14 protein-coding genes and 3 pseudogenes are annotated in these 15,936 nt (G+C 44.3%); 10 read left to right on the forward strand and 7 right to left on the reverse strand.

Features of this window, described 5'->3' with window-relative positions; genetic code table 11:
- Nucleotides 1-284 precede the first annotated feature (284 nt).
- Nucleotides 285-1,307, forward strand: a complete 1,023-nt coding sequence (trpS, locus tag AC6R0R_RS15565) for a tryptophan--tRNA ligase (RefSeq protein WP_500627365.1) — start codon at nucleotides 285-287, stop codon at nucleotides 1,305-1,307.
- A gap of 128 nt (nucleotides 1,308-1,435) precedes the next feature.
- Here the strand turns inward: trpS and ulaG are convergent, their stop codons facing one another.
- Together ulaG and ulaR are read right to left on the reverse strand one after the other, a co-directional pair.
- Nucleotides 1,436-2,503: an L-ascorbate 6-phosphate lactonase gene (ulaG, locus tag AC6R0R_RS15570; protein WP_500627366.1), complete on the reverse strand. Its 1,068-nt coding sequence runs from the start codon at nucleotides 2,501-2,503 to the stop codon at nucleotides 1,436-1,438.
- Between the two features lie 121 nt (nucleotides 2,504-2,624).
- The gene (ulaR, locus tag AC6R0R_RS15575; RefSeq protein WP_500627367.1) at nucleotides 2,625-3,380 is read right to left on the reverse strand and encodes an HTH-type transcriptional regulator UlaR; all 756 of its coding nucleotides are present in this window, start codon (nucleotides 3,378-3,380) and stop codon (nucleotides 2,625-2,627) included.
- Between the two features lie 340 nt (nucleotides 3,381-3,720).
- Between ulaR and AC6R0R_RS15580 the strand changes: the two genes are divergently transcribed.
- The 6 genes from AC6R0R_RS15580 (at nucleotide 3,721) to AC6R0R_RS15605 (ending at nucleotide 9,184) form a co-directional block, all read left to right on the forward strand.
- Nucleotides 3,721-5,538 (forward strand): PTS ascorbate-specific subunit IIBC, encoded by a 1,818-nt coding sequence (locus AC6R0R_RS15580; RefSeq protein ID WP_500627368.1) that lies wholly within the window; start codon nucleotides 3,721-3,723, stop codon nucleotides 5,536-5,538.
- Nucleotides 5,539-5,609: 71 nt separating this feature from the next.
- Nucleotides 5,610-6,077 carry a PTS sugar transporter subunit IIA gene (locus AC6R0R_RS15585; RefSeq protein WP_500627369.1) on the forward strand — a complete coding sequence of 156 codons (468 nt, stop codon included), beginning with the start codon at nucleotides 5,610-5,612 and terminating at the stop codon, nucleotides 6,075-6,077.
- 9 nt (nucleotides 6,078-6,086) lie between these two features.
- Nucleotides 6,087-6,785 (forward strand): L-ribulose-5-phosphate 4-epimerase, encoded by a 699-nt coding sequence (locus AC6R0R_RS15590; protein WP_500627370.1) that lies wholly within the window; start codon nucleotides 6,087-6,089, stop codon nucleotides 6,783-6,785.
- A 20-nt stretch (nucleotides 6,786-6,805) separates the two neighbouring features.
- Nucleotides 6,806-7,627: a Cof-type HAD-IIB family hydrolase gene (locus tag AC6R0R_RS15595; RefSeq protein ID WP_500627371.1), complete on the forward strand. Its 822-nt coding sequence runs from the start codon at nucleotides 6,806-6,808 to the stop codon at nucleotides 7,625-7,627.
- 4 nt (nucleotides 7,628-7,631) lie between these two features.
- Nucleotides 7,632-8,279, forward strand: coding sequence for a 3-keto-L-gulonate-6-phosphate decarboxylase UlaD (locus AC6R0R_RS15600; protein ID WP_500627372.1), 648 nt, complete (start codon nucleotides 7,632-7,634; stop codon nucleotides 8,277-8,279).
- 8 nt (nucleotides 8,280-8,287) lie between these two features.
- Entirely contained in the window at nucleotides 8,288-9,184 is an 897-nt protein-coding gene (locus tag AC6R0R_RS15605; protein WP_500627373.1) for an L-ribulose-5-phosphate 3-epimerase, read from the forward strand.
- 186 nt (nucleotides 9,185-9,370) lie between these two features.
- Here the strand turns inward: AC6R0R_RS15605 and AC6R0R_RS15610 are convergent, their stop codons facing one another.
- Nucleotides 9,371-9,580, reverse strand: coding sequence for a hypothetical protein (locus AC6R0R_RS15610; RefSeq protein ID WP_500627374.1), 210 nt, complete (start codon nucleotides 9,578-9,580; stop codon nucleotides 9,371-9,373).
- A 115-nt stretch (nucleotides 9,581-9,695) separates the two neighbouring features.
- Nucleotides 9,696-9,857: pseudogene (locus tag AC6R0R_RS15615) on the reverse strand (integrase core domain-containing protein); the annotation flags it as partial.
- Between AC6R0R_RS15615 and AC6R0R_RS15620 the strand changes: the two are divergent.
- From AC6R0R_RS15620 to AC6R0R_RS15630, 3 genes and pseudogenes are all read left to right on the forward strand, one after another.
- Nucleotides 9,833-10,832 (forward strand): annotated as a pseudogene (locus AC6R0R_RS15620) (IS256 family transposase). The pseudogenes AC6R0R_RS15615 and AC6R0R_RS15620 overlap by 25 nt on opposite strands.
- 189 nt (nucleotides 10,833-11,021) lie before the next feature.
- Nucleotides 11,022-11,324 (forward strand): Fis family transcriptional regulator, encoded by a 303-nt coding sequence (locus AC6R0R_RS15625; protein WP_500627375.1) that lies wholly within the window; start codon nucleotides 11,022-11,024, stop codon nucleotides 11,322-11,324.
- A gap of 32 nt (nucleotides 11,325-11,356) precedes the next feature.
- Nucleotides 11,357-11,563 (forward strand): annotated as a pseudogene (locus AC6R0R_RS15630) (cytosine deaminase); the annotation flags it as partial.
- Between the two features lie 155 nt (nucleotides 11,564-11,718).
- Here the strand turns inward: AC6R0R_RS15630 and AC6R0R_RS15635 are convergent.
- Genes AC6R0R_RS15635 through AC6R0R_RS15645 form a run of 3 tightly spaced genes read right to left on the reverse strand, consistent with a single transcriptional unit; the run spans nucleotide 11,719 to nucleotide 15,872 of the window.
- Entirely contained in the window at nucleotides 11,719-13,365 is a 1,647-nt protein-coding gene (locus AC6R0R_RS15635) for a GMC family oxidoreductase (protein ID WP_500627376.1), read from the reverse strand.
- On the reverse strand, nucleotides 13,344-14,576 hold the full coding sequence (locus AC6R0R_RS15640) for a mandelate racemase/muconate lactonizing enzyme family protein (RefSeq protein WP_500627377.1): 1,233 nt from the start codon (nucleotides 14,574-14,576) through the stop codon (nucleotides 13,344-13,346). Before AC6R0R_RS15640 ends, AC6R0R_RS15635 begins: the two co-directional genes overlap by 22 nt.
- A gap of 3 nt (nucleotides 14,577-14,579) precedes the next feature.
- The gene (locus AC6R0R_RS15645; protein ID WP_500627378.1) at nucleotides 14,580-15,872 is read right to left on the reverse strand and encodes an MFS transporter; all 1,293 of its coding nucleotides are present in this window, start codon (nucleotides 15,870-15,872) and stop codon (nucleotides 14,580-14,582) included.
- Nucleotides 15,873-15,936: the final 64 nt, after the last annotated feature.

A 15,936-nucleotide genomic window follows, 5' to 3' on the forward strand; every position in this document is an offset into this window, starting at 1 on the left:
ATACAGGGTGTCAAACCCGAAGAGAATTAAAACGCTCTTAAAATAGCTTCTTGAGATCCGAAGACATCAATCTGGTAATGGTTTGTTCAGGGGTTGAGTTTAAAATTAATTATTGTTAGTTTGATGGGATGAAACATACCACAACACCTTCATTATTTTTCTTTTGGTGGCGCTCTAACTAGAGCGGCACGGGATTGTCACATTCTTAAGCTGCTGGAAGGTAGCTAGGACTGTGTTCTCATTATCTCCAGTAGCGATCTATTTGCATACTAGGAGATACAATCATGAACACTAATCAACCCTCTGATAAATCAGAAATCATTTTAACAGGTGACAGAGCTACAGGCCCATTGCATCTTGGCCACTATATCGGATCTTTGAAGCAGCGTGTCTCTTTGCAACATGTTCACGACCAGACTATTCTTGTCGCTGACATGCAGGGTCTAACAGATAACGCTCACAATCCATCTAAGGTATCTTCCAATATACTTAATGTCGTCGCAGATTATCTTGCGGTAGGCATCGACCCGAGTAAAACAACAATTTGTCTCCAGTCGCAATTACCCGCATTAGCTGAGCTAACGATGTATTACAGTAATCTTGTGACAATCGCGCGGTTGGAACGAAATCCTACGGTGAAAAGTGAGATTAAAAATAAAGGCTTCGAACGTTCAATCCCTGCTGGCTTTTTGACATATCCAATTTCTCAGGCCGCTGACATCACTGCTTTCAACGCGACTCTCGTTCCTGTTGGGGATGATCAATTGCCAATGCTTGAACAAACGAATGAGATTGTAAGGAAAATAAATACCCTAGCAGGAAAAACAGTCCTCAATGAATGCCGCCCACTACTAAGTAATGCATCACGTCTACCTAGCACAGATGGAAAGAACAAAATGTCAAAATCAATGGGAAATGCTATCAACCTTGGTTTTTCCCAGAAGGAGATCAGTGCTGCCGTAAAATCAATGTATACCGATCCAAATCACTTGAAGATTGAGGATGCTGGTTGTGTTGAAGGAAATGTTGTTTTTACATATCTTGATGCATTTCACCCAGATTCAGACTACATCACTCAATTGAAGGAGCACTACCAACGTGGAGGTCTTGGTGATGGAACGACAAAAAAAATCCTTGAAGAATGTCTGCAAGAGCTACTTCGACCTATTCGAGCGAAAAGAGCAGAACTATTAGATGATAAGGCACAGTTAATCGGCATTTTGACTAAAGGAAGCCAAGTATCTAAAGAGAAAACTGAACGAGTACTTTTTGATATCAAAGATATCTTTGGACTGAATATCCTTTGAACTGAACATCCAGTGCTTCGGGAGACTCAACTCAAATTAACGCGTGATGTTCCCGAAGTGATGGAATTTTGGTGCTCATTGGATATTAAAAAGGAGCGACTAATCGCTCCCTTAATGATGAGAAAAGCTTACAAGAATGCGCGGTAAGGTAATTCTGGCTCGTTCTTGAAAATGTCTGCAAAACCACGAAAGTGCTGATAATGCATGCGGCCTTTATCTGTTGGGTATGTGTATTTACCACCCACTTGCCAGAAGAAAGGAGCAAAACCGTATTGAAGACGCTCTTTCTTCATATTCCATAGCATTTCGATTTCACGTGGATCGTTCTGGAAGTTAGCCCAAATGTCATGGTGGAATGGAACAACTACTTCGCAGTTCAGAGATTCAGCAGCACGAAGGATATCTGAAGAGGTCATTTTATCCGTTACGCCACGTGGGTTCTCACCGTAAGAAAGTAATGCAACGTCGATCTTATGGTCGTTGCCGTGTTTAGCGTAGTAGTTTGAGTAGTGTGAATCACCTGAGTGGTAAACAGAACCCCCTGTTGTTTCTACTAAATAGTTCACCGCGCGATCATCCATACCGTCTAGAATGTCTTTGTCTAGAGAAGACGTACCTTCAGGAAGTGTTACGAGTGCTGTTCGATCGAACGCATCTAGAACCTTGATGTTTACGTCTTTAATTCTTATCTCGTCACCAACTCTAGCGACAACACAACGCTCTTCTGGTACCCCCCATTTTATCCATAAATCTACACACGCTTTAGGACCAATGAATTTTACATGATCACCACAGTTTTGTAGAACCGCCGCTGCAACGTTGATATCGATATGGTCGCCATGGTCGTGAGATGCCATTACCGCATCGATTTCCTTAATCGCAAATGGGTCTAAAGGGAAGATAGCAGTACGTAGGTTTGGTTGAAGTGCTTCAACACCACCCATACGCATCATTTGGTGCTGGTTTTTCATTTTTTGAACAGCTTGTGTTTTCTTGCCAGTTCCGCACCAGAAGTCCATTGATAGATTTGCGCCTTCTTCTGATTTTAACCAGATACCTGTACAACCAAGCCACCACATAGAGAACGTGCCTGGTTCAACAATGGTTTTTTCAATCTCTTCATTTAGCCATGTGCCCCACTCAGGGAATGTATTTAGTATCCAAGACTCGCGAGTGATTTCGTTTACATTGCTCATAATAATACCTTTTATTTCGATAAATTGATTAATTTGGATGTAGAGAGCCGAGCACCTTAATTTTTACTAAGGCACTGAGCTGAAATTTATTATTATTTGAGGGTGGATTAACTCACTAGATTTACACTAAGATAACTTGTGTCCCTTGATCTTCAATCTTTTTAACCACGTCTGGGTTGGCATCTTTACCGGTGATTACTATGTCTATTTGTTTAGTGTCACAAAACAACATTCCGGTTCTTTGGCCAACCTTAGAGCTGTCTACCACAACGACTAACTTGTCGACTTGTTCTAACATCTGTTGCTCGGCAACCGCGGTTAGCATGTCGGCTTTATAGAGACCCGCATCAGTTAACCCTTTACCAGACGTAAACATCCAGTTCCCGGCATAGCCACCCAATGAGTTTGGTGCTGGGTTTAAAAAGATGTTTTGTGCCTTGTTGTATTGGCCACCAATGATGATCACGTCGTCATGATCTTCGTTGATCAGGTAACTGGCGAGTGGGAAGTAGTTGGTCACGATCTGAACATCATCCCCACACAGTTGCTGACCCAATAGGAAAGCGGTTGAACCACAGTTTATGACTACGGTGTCACCCGCCTGACAAAGCTCGGCTGCGGCATGCGCTATTTGGGCTTTCTCTTCATAAAACTCAGTACTGTTGATATTGAGCGGTGACCATTTTCTCTTTTGGTTTTCTATTCTTTCGGCGCCATTTCGTACCTTTCGAAGTCTGCCTAGCTCATCTAATTTTGCGATATCACGTCTAGCCGTAGCCGGTGAAACACTAAAATTATCAATAATATGAGAGACGTTAATCGTCTGCATTTCTTCTAGTAACGACAGGATACCGTTGTGTCTTTGCACTTCGTTCATGTTTATCACTCTATTTGTCGCTGTGACAACTTTATGATTAGTTTTGATTTATTTTGATTCTAATAATCACCTTTGTGATTGTCAAACATTCAGGTTAAGAAAATAAGGCCTTACTCACGTTGTTTTTTAAGTTGTTGTTTTAATTAATTTTTATTGTCTTTGCGTGATCCGACGCTCAATTGGGCACATTGTAAGGATAGATAATTGATATAAATCAAAGCAATCACAAGTGAGCATTGAATGATTACTTTTGATTGTTAAAGTCTATCTCGTGAGCAGTGAAAGACATCACTGAACCCTACAAATCATTAAAACTACAAATCATATTAGAGGTAAAGATATGGAGTTCTTATACGAAATCTTCTATATTTTTTACAGTCAGGTTATGACCAAAGCACCTTTGCTGCTTGGTATCGTAACTTGTCTCGGTTACATCCTTCTCAAACGTGACGCAACAACCGTTATCGCCGGTTCAATTAAAACCATTGTTGGTTTTATGATTGTTCAAGTGGGTGCGGGAACACTGGTAGCAGGTTTTAAACCGGTTATCGAAAAAATGAGTGAAATTCATGGACTAACAGGCTCGGTAATCGACCCTTACACCTCCATGATGGCCACTATGGAAACCATGGGTGACAATTACTCTTGGGTTGGGTATGCAGTCCTTATGGCGCTGGGTATTAATATTCTATTAGTTGCCTTCCGCAGGATCACAGGTATCCGCACCATTATGCTTACGGGACACATCATGTTCCAACAAGCTGGCTTGATTGCTGTTTTCTACTTCGTGCTTGGCGCGAGTATGTGGGAAACCATCATCTACTCTGCAATTTTGATGTCACTATACTGGGGCATCTCTTCCAACATCATGTTCAAGCCTACACAAGAAGTGACAGGCGGAGCTGGCTTCTCTATTGGTCACCAACAGCAATTTGCATCTTGGGTTGCAACTAAAGTAGCTCCTAAGCTAGGTGACAAAAACGACAGCGTTGACCACATCAACCTGCCAAAATGGCTACATATCTTCCACGACAGTATTGCTGCAACCACTCTTGTGATGACAGCTTTCTTCGGATTGATTCTTCTCTCATTTGGAATCGATAACCTTCAAGAAATGGCAGGCAAAACGCATTGGGTCATATACATCTTTGAGACTGGCCTGAAATTCGCAGTTGCAATTCAAGTTATCGTAACCGGTGTACGCATGTTCGTAGCCGAGCTATCTGAAGCGTTCAACGGTATTTCTCAACGCCTAATCCCGAATGCGGTTCTTGCGATTGACTGTGCGGCTATCTACGCATACTCACCAAACGCAATGGTGTTCGGTTTCCTTTGGGGTGCTGTGGGTCAATTTACCGCGGTATTGGCAATGCTGGCTTTCGATGCGCCAATCATGATTATCCCTGGCTTTATTCCAATGTTCTTCTCTAACGCAACGATTGGTGTGTTCGCTAACCACTTCGGTGGCTGGAAAGCGGTAATGAAGATCTGTTTCGTGATGGGCATTATCGAGGTGGTTGGTTCAGCTTGGGCGATTCACATCTTCGCACAATCAGGTACTGAGTTTAACGGCTGGATGGGTATGGCTGACTGGGCTCTTGTATTCCCACCAATCATGCAAGGTGTCTCAAGCTCTAGCATGTTCTTCTTTGTTGTTGTCGCTCTTTCTGGTGTGTACATGTACTTCGCATCGAAAGCACTACGTGCTGAAGAAGACGGCGAAGCGCAACAAGCACAAACCATGACAGCAGTAACACCAGAAGGTGTAGAAGTTGAGGTTGAAGCGCCTAGTTCTCAAGCGCCAGTAAAATCTCAAGCGTTGGCTGAAGCTGCACAAGCTAGCAGTGCCACTGGACAGAAACCAGTACGAGTTCTCGTGTGCTGTGGCTCTGGTCAAGGTTCTTCAATGATGTGTTCTAAGAAGATCAAAGAGTTCTTAGATAAGAAAGGGGTTCCAGCAACCACATTCAACAGTGCAATCACAGACTACAAATCACACTTAGGTTCATTCGACATCATCGTGACTTCAGTTGCGTTGGCAGAAAAGATTATCAACTTACCAGAAGGTAAACAGCAGCTAGCAGTGAAGAACATGATCATGGTGAAAACCTTTGGTGATGAATTAATGTCACTTATCGAAAACAACTTCCACAAATAATTGAAATAGCCCAGCGGCAAAGCGGCTGGGCTAATAAAAATACTAATAACAAATCACTAAGTGAGCAAAACATGAATTTGAAAGAATCTCTGATTACCAACAGCTCAATCCAACTTAATGCCAAAGCAACCGACTGGCAGTCGGCTATCAAAATCGGTACTGATGCACTAGTTAAAGCAGGTGTTGCTGAAGAGCGTTACTACGATGCGATCATCAAAGCAATTTCTGCTGAAGGCCCATATATCTGTATTCACGACGCATTTGCTCTACCACACTGCCGCCCTGAAGATGGTGTAATCAAAACAGGCTTTGCGCTAACGGTACTAGAAACCCCAATTCTTTTTGACGACGTTGATGAGCCTGTCGATGTGCTGATCACTTTGGCAGGTAAAGATTCAGAAGAACACATCGAAGGCACGATGCAGGTCGCGAACCTGATCGAATTTGATGAAGATTTCTCAAAACTGCGTGCATGTAAAACACCGCAAGATGTGGCGAACCTGATTGATATGGCTCTCGCACAAGCTGAAGCGGCTTAAGGAGTCGATATGTCCAAATATAGCCAATTGAAACAACGTGTTTTAGAAGCGAATTTACAGCTTCCTAAGTACGGCTTAGTGACATTTACTTGGGGCAATGTTTCTGAGTTTGACCGTGAAAATGGCGTGATAGCGATTAAACCATCGGGTGTCGAATACAGTGATATGACGGCTGAAGACATGGTGGTAGTGGACTTAGAAGGCAACGTTATTGAAGGCAAGCTGAATCCTTCAAGTGATACAGCTACCCACCTGGAGCTCTACAAAGCGTTCCCAGAAATCAGCGGCATTGTGCATACCCACTCTCGCAGTGCAACTATTTGGGCGCAGGCGGGCATTGATATTCCTGCTCTTGGCACAACGCACGCTGACTACTTCTATGGTGATATCCCGTGTACTCGCAAGCTCTCAAGCACCGAAATCGCCGATCAGTATGAGAAGAATACTGGCTTGGTGATCATCGAAGAGTTTATTCAGCGTCGTGTAGACCCGATGGCAGTTCCGAGTGTAATTGTGGCGGGACACGCTCCTTTCTCTTGGGGTAAAGATGCCAAAGATGCCGTACATAACGCGGTGGTGCTAGAGGAAGTGTCGGCCATGGCATTGGCTACACGTTCGCTGAACAGCGGCATCAAGATTCAGCCGGAGCTATCAGACAAACATTACCTACGTAAGCACGGTGAAAACGCTTACTACGGGCAGCAATAAGCGTGATGCGAGGATAGGCGATGTATCAAGTATTGGCGTTAGACCTTGATGGAACCGTGTTGACCGATAATCACACCATCCATCCTGAAGTGAAAAAAGCGATCCAAGAGACCAAGCAACATTGCCATGTAATGATCGTGACGGGCAGGCATCACACTGCAGCAAGACCTTATTACTATGAGTTAGGACTAGATACTCCAATTATCTGCTGCAACGGAACCTACGTGTATGACTACCAAACCGAGACCGTTTTAACTCATAACGCAATAGAGCACGAGAACGCTCAGACGTTCATCGACCTAGCGCAGGCACACAAACTGAAGATGGTGATGTACATCACCGATGCGATGACTTACTCCAACTACAACCCATTCGCCTACATGTTGGCGTTGGAAGAGTGGGCAGAGCAAGCGCCAGAGCACCACAAGCCAAATATCTATCGCGTGGATTCATTCTCCGAAACGGCGAAGAACACTGAGTATGTGTGGAAGTTTGTGGTGGAAGGGGAGCAAGAGTCGGTCGATCACTTAATGCAAACGCCTTGGGTCAAAGATCATTTTAACGGCGAACGTTCGTGGTCGAACCGAATCGACTTTGCTGCTAAGGGCAATAGCAAAGGCCTACGCCTTGCTGAATACGTGAAGGAACTGGGTTTTCTGCCCTCCCAAGTGATTGCCATTGGCGACAATCACAATGACATATCAATGCTTCAGTACGCAGGCTTAGGTGTAGCGATGTTTAATGCTGACGACACCGTCAAATCGAACGCTCAAGCCGTATGCAAAACAGACAACAATCAAGATGGCCTTGCCCATCTAATACGTGAACAAATTAAAGGATAAAACCATGACTAAACCAATGATTCAAATCGCCCTAGACCAAACGAACCTACCTGCTGCTATTGAAGTTGCGAACAACGTAGAGAGCTACGTAGATGTGATTGAAGTGGGGACTATCCTTGCGTTCGCTGAAGGAATGAAGGCGGTTTCGACACTGCGTAAAAACCATCCTGACCACATTTTAGTGTGTGATATGAAAACAACAGATGGCGGCGCGATTCTGGCTCGTATGGCATTTGAAGCCGGTGCTGACTGGATTACGGTTTCGGCAGCTGCGCACATTGCAACCATTGATGCGTGTAAGAAAGTCGCTGATGAGTTCAATGGCGAAATTCAAATCGAGATCTACGGTAACTGGACTATGGACGACGCCAAAGCTTGGGTTGACCTTGGTATTACACAAGCGATTTATCACCGATCTCGTGATGCTGAGTTGGCGGGTGTGGGCTGGACAGAATCAGACTTAGTGAAGATGCGTGATCTGTCTGAGCTGGGTATCGAGCTGTCTATCACAGGCGGCATCGTGCCAGAAGATTTGTACCTATTTGAAGGCATTAAAGCGAAAACCTTTATTGCTGGCCGCGCGTTGGCGGGTGAAAAAGGGCAAGAAACCGCTGAAGCACTAAAAGAACAAATCAACCGCTACTGGAACTAGGAGGCGTTATGTACCAAAACTTAATGCGCCATCGTGTTGGGCTATATGAAAAAGCCCTTCCGAATGACTTAAGTTGGGAAGAGAAACTAAAAACTACTAAAGAGTTAGGCTTTGATTTCCTTGAAATCTCGGTTGATGAATCCGATGAAAGACGCAGCCGTTTAGATTGGAGCGATGAAGAGATCTATGGGCTTCGCCGAATGTGTGAAGAGTATCAAGTGCCGTTGCAGTCGATGTGTTTGAGTGCACACCGTAAGTTTCCATTCGGCTCAGCCGATCCGAAAGTGCGAGAGCAAGCTGTTATCCATATGGAGAAGGCAATTACGTTGGCGTACAAGTTGGGAGTTCGTACTATTCAGCTCGCAGGCTATGACGTGTACTACGAACCTGCAGACAAAGCGACACACCTGCGTTTTATCGAAGGTATGAAGCTCTCGGCACAACTGGCGGAGCGCGCTGGGGTGATGTTAGCAGTTGAAATCATGGATACGGATTACCTGAACTCGTTAAGCAAATTTGAAGTGTTGAGCCGCGAGGTTGACTCGCCTTATTTCACCGCTTATCCAGATGTAGGCAATATATCGGGTTGGAATTATGACATAGTGACAGAGCTTAAGTTGAGTAAGCCACGTATTACCCAGATTCACCTTAAAGACACATATCGCGTCACTCCTGAATACAAAGGGCAGTTCCGTGATTTAGTGATTGGTGAGGGAGAAGTCGATTTCAATGCGGTTTTCAGAACATTGAAAGAAACGGAGTGCGTCGTGCCACTTGTGATCGAAATGTGGGCGCAAGACGAGAATTGGAAACAGAACATCTTGCAAGCTCAGGTTCGCTTAAACGAAGTTTGTCGTCAAACGGGTGCGATGCCCCTGTTTAGAAATGAATTGCTTGGAAGCTAATCGAGTAGATTGAAATTGCGCAAAACAACAGAACAGCAGCTCAGTTAGCTTAACCGATTAGCGAATTAAACATCGCTAATGTCAGAAAGTTTATGCTCCTTTCTGGCGATAAAAACGTGCAGCATATTGCCCCCAATATGTTGCACGCTCCACTTTATCTGCGGTTAAGAACTAGATGTCCGTTGTTTAAATAGCAACAGTGATGTGATCGCGTCCTACTTTTGCCAACTCCATCAGGACATCTGTATGGTATTTCTTCTTCACGGTAACGTGAGTACCAATCTCACTGGCAATCGTTACGATTTTTAGTGCGTCTGTGGGATGTAGAGAAGAGTCTTTTGCAATTTCGATGTTTATGCCTAGTTTAACGAGTTCAATAACGTCGGTTGAATGCATGATAGATTTCCAAATTTGACTTTTGGGGGACTATAACACTTTCGATTATTCCAACTCTACGATGTTCCTCCAAAAACTCGTATTTATGTTCTGGTTGGCTCCAACCGGACACTTTCTTTAGGTAGGCTGAGACATCTTTCTTCATATGCTCTCTGGTTGGCTGATGTACTTTAAATAACCAGTCGTGCTTTAAGCTTCCGAAGAACCGCTCGACCACGGCATTATCCCAACAAGCACCGACATCTCCCATGCTTGCCCGTATGCCATAACCCTGTAGCTGTTTGCGATACTGAGGCAGCAAAGTCAATTAAGACAGAATCTGATCTTGATGACTTCCGTAAAATGTTAACCAAGGTGACCGTTGAAACGGCATTAAACGCTGAACTCGATGAGCACCTTGGATATCAAAAACACCAATCCAGAACCAGTCCAACTCCCGCAATGGTTACTCGGGTAAGTCCATTATCACCGATGATGGAGAGGTCGATATCGACGTCCCTCGCGACCTCTCGACGAAATTTACCCTATCGTCTATCTCGATTGCATCGTGGTTAAGGTGCGTCAAGACAAGCAAGTCATCAACAAAGCGGTCTATCTTGCGTTAGGCGTCAACATGGAAGGCCAAAAAGAGCTGCTCGGCATGTGGCTCTCTGAAACGGAAGGTGCCAAATTCTGGCTTAATGCGCTGACAGAGCTTCAAAATCGTGGGGTAAAAGACATCCTTATCGCTTGCGTTGACGGACTAAAAGGTTTTCCTGACGCCATCAACACTGCGTTCCCAGAGACGCAAATACAGCTCTGTATCTTCCACATGGTGCGAAACTCGGTCAAATACGTCCCTTGGAAAGACTACAAAGCGGTGACGGCTGACCTGAAGAAAATCTACCAATCAGCCACAGAAGATGAGGCACTGCTCGCTTTAGAGCAGTTCTCTGAACGATGGGATAGTAAGTGTCCTCAAATCAGTCGCTCTTGGACGGCGCATTGGGACAACCTCAACACCCTGTTTAACTACCCAGAGGATATTCGCCGAGCCATTTACACGACTAACGCCATTGAATCCCTCAACAGCGTTATTAGAAAAGCGATCAAGAAGCGCAAGCTCTTCCCAACGGATGAATCAGCTAGAAAGGTGATCTACCTGGCTACCCGAGATGCTTCCAAGAAGTGGCCGATGCCGATTAGAAACTGGCGACAAGCTCTAAACCGCTTTATGATTATGTTCGAAGACCGACTCACTGAATACATGTAACCGCCGACAGTTACACAGAATTATTTACAGGGTCTAGCTCAATTCTGCCCCTAAATCTGTTTAGAACACAGTAAACCTTCATAAGAATAATTTAGTCAACAAGCTGTTGACTAACTTCCACTGCCCAATATCGTTTGAGACAATGTAGACTGAAACCTTTTTAAAGGTGTTAAATAGGAAGTTTGCTTCATGCGTAAATCAGATAAGAAGGTCGAGAATCTAATTAGAGACGTGTTGACCGAAGTTTGTGAAGATACGTTAAAAGGCTACGATGGTTTTCTTTGGGGGACTCATACGGTCAAATTCCCTTCTTTTCCACAAAGCTTAGAAATAGTCTGCGTATTCGAAACGAATCAAGATAGAGAAAAATTTTTAGTGGGAGAAGGTCGCCAGCATGTCTCAACAGCTATCCAAAAGGCGTTTAATAAGGTAGGGGTGCAACTAAAGAACGTAGGTAAGCAAATCAGTTACGATACACAGCAAAAGCGTTAGTGCAGCCATCAATGAGTGTGAATTAGGGTTGTAGTGTGAACATTCAGAACGAGCACGGTATTGAAGAGGGAAGACCAGGTAGCCTGTTGATCCTTCATGCTAAAAACGGTTTTGATGCGGTTCGTCGTCAAGTTCCAGTTCGCTATTCTATTCGAAACGGTAAAGTGATCGCAGAAACTCAACCCGCAACCACGCACATTTACCTTAACGAAAAAGAACAAGTGACTTTCAAACGCTAGTCAAAGGACATTAAATACAAGAAGGGTCTGAAAAATCAGACCCTTCTGCTCATAGTGATTCGCTTAAACTCCGCAGTGCTTTTCGCACATCGAAATGCATTTAATCAGCACACAAATAGCTGTCGCGAAAAATCAGGCTGAGCTGGAGTTGCATCTCAGGCTATATAGCTAGCATTAAGAATCATATCTGCTGCTTTTTCAGCAACCATCATGACCGGAGCATTCGTATTTCCAGACGTGATATTCGGGAAAATGGAAGCATCAACGACACGTAAACCATCAATTCCATGGACTTTTAGTTGATGAGATACGACCGAGTCTTCTTCCTTTGGCCCCATAATACACGTTCCACACAAGTGATAAATTGATCCACCGTTTTGCTCAAAGTACTCTAGCATCGTCTTCTCGTCATACACCGTCGCTGCAGGTTTGACTTCTTTCTCTGTCAACTCTGTGAGCGCTTTTGAAGCCATGATCTCACGAATTAATCTGCTACCCTGCACAACTTCCAGCCTATCGTGCTCGGTGTCCAAATAATTTGGCTTAATCAACGCATCATCCGAAACGTTCGCTGAGCGAAGTGCAATTTCACCTCGACTCGTAGGACGGCAGGCATTAAATGCCACAAGAAAGCCCGAATAAGGATCCGGCACTAATTTAGCGTTTGGATCTTTTGGAATCTCGTACGACAGCGGATTAAAGTAAAGCTGAATATTAGGCTCAGTATGTGTTATATCGCCTTTGAAAAAACCACCAGCTTGATTGACGCTAAGAGCCAGAGGACCACGGCGATTCACAAGGTATTGCAGTCCTGCCTTCGCTTGTCCCCACCAATTCGCTAAATCATCATTAAGGGTCTTTTGGTTGGCCCTATAGTAGTAACTCACACACAAATGATCTTGCAAATTTTTTCCAACCGCTGGAAGGTGTTTACGAACTGGAATATCGAGTTTCGTAAGCTGCTCCTGATCGCCAACCCCAGACAACATCAATAACTTTGGCGAATCCACAGCTCCTGCGGATAGAATTACTTCTTTGTTCGCAAGATATTGTTTTTTCGTTCCTTTAACATCAACAACTACGCCTGTAGCTCGTAGGTTTTCGTCAATCAGCACTTGCTCTGTCTTAGCAAAGTGTACAATCGTTAAGTTACTGCGCTTTTTAGCCGGTTCAAGATAAGCGAAGCTGCTTGAGGAACGCATCCCCTTAGCAATATTGGCTTCATAGACCCCTGCACCTTCAAACTGTGCTCCATTGAAATCCTCATTGAGAGGGTATCCAAGCTCTTCACACCCTTTGAGAAAATAGTTACAAATCTTGTGAGCATCGTGCTTCATTTGAGTGATACCGATGCGTCCTTTTGAACTATGAAACTCAGTATCACCCAGCGGGTGAGCTTCAAGCTTTTTGAAATAAGGCAGTACATCATCATAGCTCCAACCAGGATTGCCGCGGGCAGCCCAATCGTCGTAATCTTTACGTTGGCCACGAACATATATCATCGCATTAATCGAGCCAGACCCACCCTGTACTTTCCCCCTCGGAGCATAAATACTACGACCCGCCATATTTGGTTCTGCCTCGCTGTAGTACATATAATTGTACTCAGGGTGATAATAGGTTTTTGCAAAACCAACCGGCAACTTAAACCAAGGGCTGGAGTCTTTTCCTCCTGTTTCTAGCAGTAACACCGAAAACTGACCGGATTCAGAGAGGCGATCGGCTAATATACAACCCGCCGATCCCGCTCCTACAATAACGTAATCATACTGCATAGCTTTTACTCCGGTTTCTTTTTCCAAGACTGGCTCGACTCTGCCTTAACATCATAGGGTTTTGAATCCATAGATAAGTGCAGCGTTCTGCTAGTGTACGGAGAGGCCATCTTGACGACATCCATGTTAAGTTCCACACCCAATCCTGGCTTTTCAGAAGGAATGATGTAGCCATCCTCCCATTGGATTGGACTTTGTAGAACTTCAGCATGAAATCCCCCCCAAGTCATAATGCTCTCTTGAATAAGAAAGTTAGGTGTCGCTGTCGCTAACTGAATACTTGCAGCAGCACCAACTGGGCCATTGTAGAGATGTGGAGCAATCTGGGCGTAGTGCACTTCTGCCATTGCTGCAATTTTTTTCGCTTCTAAAATCCCACCAACTCTTCCTAAATTCATTTGCAAAATTGACGCTGAGTTATTGCGTAGAACTTCGTGGAACTCATATTTGGTCGTCAGACGTTCACCAGTGGCAACCGGAATGGTTGTTTTCTGTGCTACACGCGCCATCGCTTCATGCTGGCCAGGTGGAACCGGCTCTTCAAACCAAAGGGGGTCAAACGGCTCTAGCCTTTTAGCCAGTCGAACTGCCGATGACACACACATTTGTCCATGTGTTCCGAATAATAGATCACATTGGTTACCAACAGCTTCACGAATTCGCTGACAAAATGTTGCCGACTTATCTAATGCTTCTAGTGTCAGTTGATGTCCAGAATAGGCTGAGTATGGTCCAGCCGGGTCGAACTTTAGCGCGGTAAAACCCAATTCCATATTTTCAATCGCGCACTCAACTGCGAGTTCAACGTTATCGTAATCGTAATCACCTTGGCGATTTTTAGGATAGAGATACGTGTATGAACGCAATTTATCATTCACTTTCCCGCCAATAAGTTCATAAACAGGCTTACCTGCGGCTTTACCAACGATATCCCAGCAAGCCATCTCCAGGCCACTCACGACGCCCATCATGGTAAGGTCAGGTCGTTGCGTAAAACCACTCGAATAAGCCTCTCTGAAGAATCGTTCTACATGATGAGGATCATGCCCTTTTAAATAACGGTCAAACACGTCCTGTATTGCAACTTTCATAACCTCTGGATGAAACGATGCCGCGTAAACCTCTCCTATACCTTGAATTCCGCACTCTGTTTGCAGTTCAACAAAAATCCAATACATGCCACCGACATGAGGAGGTGGGGTCGCAACAATATGAGTCGTTAAGTGTGAAACTTTCATGGCTTATGCTCCTTGCTTAGCGTCAAGCATTTTTTTCAATTTCAAACAGCCGAACGTACCGAATAATCCAGTAACGGCTATATAACCAAAGTAAAAGTGATAAACAGTTAACCCTTCGTATCGCTCTGAAAGGTATCCGTTTAACATAGGTAAGAAAATATCGGGGGTGTAGGCAATCAGTGAAATGACACCAACAGCCAGACCGGTAACCTGCAACGGAATATCGCAACCATCAAGCAGTGCCCAGTACAATCCTCTAATTGCATAAGTCAACACGCCAATGAGGAGTACCAATGCTAAGATGAAATAAATCGAATTAAATTGTGGTAAGGCAATCATCATTAGTAGGCCAATAGATGCGCACAACAGAGAGATCGCTAGAATATTTTCATTGCGGAAGCGATCGCCAAGAAAACCAGCACCAATACCACCGATTGGTCGCATCCATAACTTTGCAACGGTAATGAATCCTGCCGTTACGGCCGAAACTTCATAGCTTTGTTGCATGTAAGCCGAAAATGAATACGTTGCCCAGAAAAGTTGGTAACCACAAAAGATAACGCCAGCTACCAGCCACATTTCAGGAATAGAGACCAGAAGCTTCAGGTTAGAAAACAGACTTCCCTGTACTTTTTCCTTTTTCTCATCAGCATCACCGCTTTTTCTAAAGAATAGAAAAATCACAACGGCTAACGCCAGACAAGTATAGGAATACATGTAAATAACTTTCTTCAACGCAACTGACGTAGATTCGCCCGCGGATTCAACAGAGTACGCGAAGATACTGATTGCTATTGTCGCCAGTACCGCCTCAACTAAACCCCGTCCGCCATCTAGTATGCCAAAGAAGCGGCCTTGCTCATTTTTGCTCGCAAGTATTTTGACACCTTTGATTAATGACGCCCAAAAGGTCAATCCAGCAGCTAACCCCCAACCTAAAAAGATATACGGCAACAGTTCTTTAGACGGAATGGAGGCAAACCATAGCCCCAGTCCACCAGTAGCTGCCATAGAAAAAGTAATCAATAATCGGGGGGTAAAGCGGTCAGCCAACCAACCACTTGGCAGATAACACACCATATACATGACGCCAAGCATCGAATAATAACTACCCAATTCGCTGATAGTAATATTAAATGTTTCTAGAATTGAGACTTCAAAGTTCTGCCTCAGATACAAAAGAGGATAAATAGCACCGCCAGCCAGTAACAGTAAAATAAACTGAAAATAACGACTTAGATTCTGTTTAACAGGGGTAGGTGTACGTACAACCTGTTCCATAGTTGCGTTTGGCATGATTCCGTCCTTTTGTCAGACGGGCGTGCTTGGGTAAATATTATTAGTAGTGCACGCCCTTCGT

The sequence above is a fragment of the Vibrio sp. R12-SW3-ISO1 genome (assembly GCF_059834005.1).

What these genes read in the sequence shown, in the direction of transcription:
- trpS (WP_500627365.1), top strand. Translation starts at nt 285, where the DNA reads ATGAACACTAATCAACCCTCTGATAAATCAGAAATCATTTTAACAGGT.
- AC6R0R_RS15585 (WP_500627369.1), top strand. Translation starts at nt 5,610, where the DNA reads ATGAATTTGAAAGAATCTCTGATTACCAACAGCTCAATCCAACTTAAT.
- AC6R0R_RS15595 (WP_500627371.1), top strand. Translation starts at nt 6,806, where the DNA reads ATGTATCAAGTATTGGCGTTAGACCTTGATGGAACCGTGTTGACCGAT.
- AC6R0R_RS15640 (WP_500627377.1), bottom strand. Translation starts at nt 14,576, where the DNA reads ATGAAAGTTTCACACTTAACGACTCATATTGTTGCGACCCCACCTCCT.
- ulaG (WP_500627366.1), bottom strand. Translation starts at nt 2,503, where the DNA reads ATGAGCAATGTAAACGAAATCACTCGCGAGTCTTGGATACTAAATACA.
- AC6R0R_RS15600 (WP_500627372.1), top strand. Translation starts at nt 7,632, where the DNA reads ATGACTAAACCAATGATTCAAATCGCCCTAGACCAAACGAACCTACCT.
- AC6R0R_RS15605 (WP_500627373.1), top strand. Translation starts at nt 8,288, where the DNA reads ATGTACCAAAACTTAATGCGCCATCGTGTTGGGCTATATGAAAAAGCC.
- AC6R0R_RS15590 (WP_500627370.1), top strand. Translation starts at nt 6,087, where the DNA reads ATGTCCAAATATAGCCAATTGAAACAACGTGTTTTAGAAGCGAATTTA.
- AC6R0R_RS15625 (WP_500627375.1), top strand. Translation starts at nt 11,022, where the DNA reads ATGCGTAAATCAGATAAGAAGGTCGAGAATCTAATTAGAGACGTGTTG.
- AC6R0R_RS15610 (WP_500627374.1), bottom strand. Translation starts at nt 9,580, where the DNA reads ATGCATTCAACCGACGTTATTGAACTCGTTAAACTAGGCATAAACATC.
- AC6R0R_RS15580 (WP_500627368.1), top strand. Translation starts at nt 3,721, where the DNA reads ATGGAGTTCTTATACGAAATCTTCTATATTTTTTACAGTCAGGTTATG.
- AC6R0R_RS15645 (WP_500627378.1), bottom strand. Translation starts at nt 15,872, where the DNA reads ATGCCAAACGCAACTATGGAACAGGTTGTACGTACACCTACCCCTGTT.
- ulaR (WP_500627367.1), bottom strand. Translation starts at nt 3,380, where the DNA reads ATGAACGAAGTGCAAAGACACAACGGTATCCTGTCGTTACTAGAAGAA.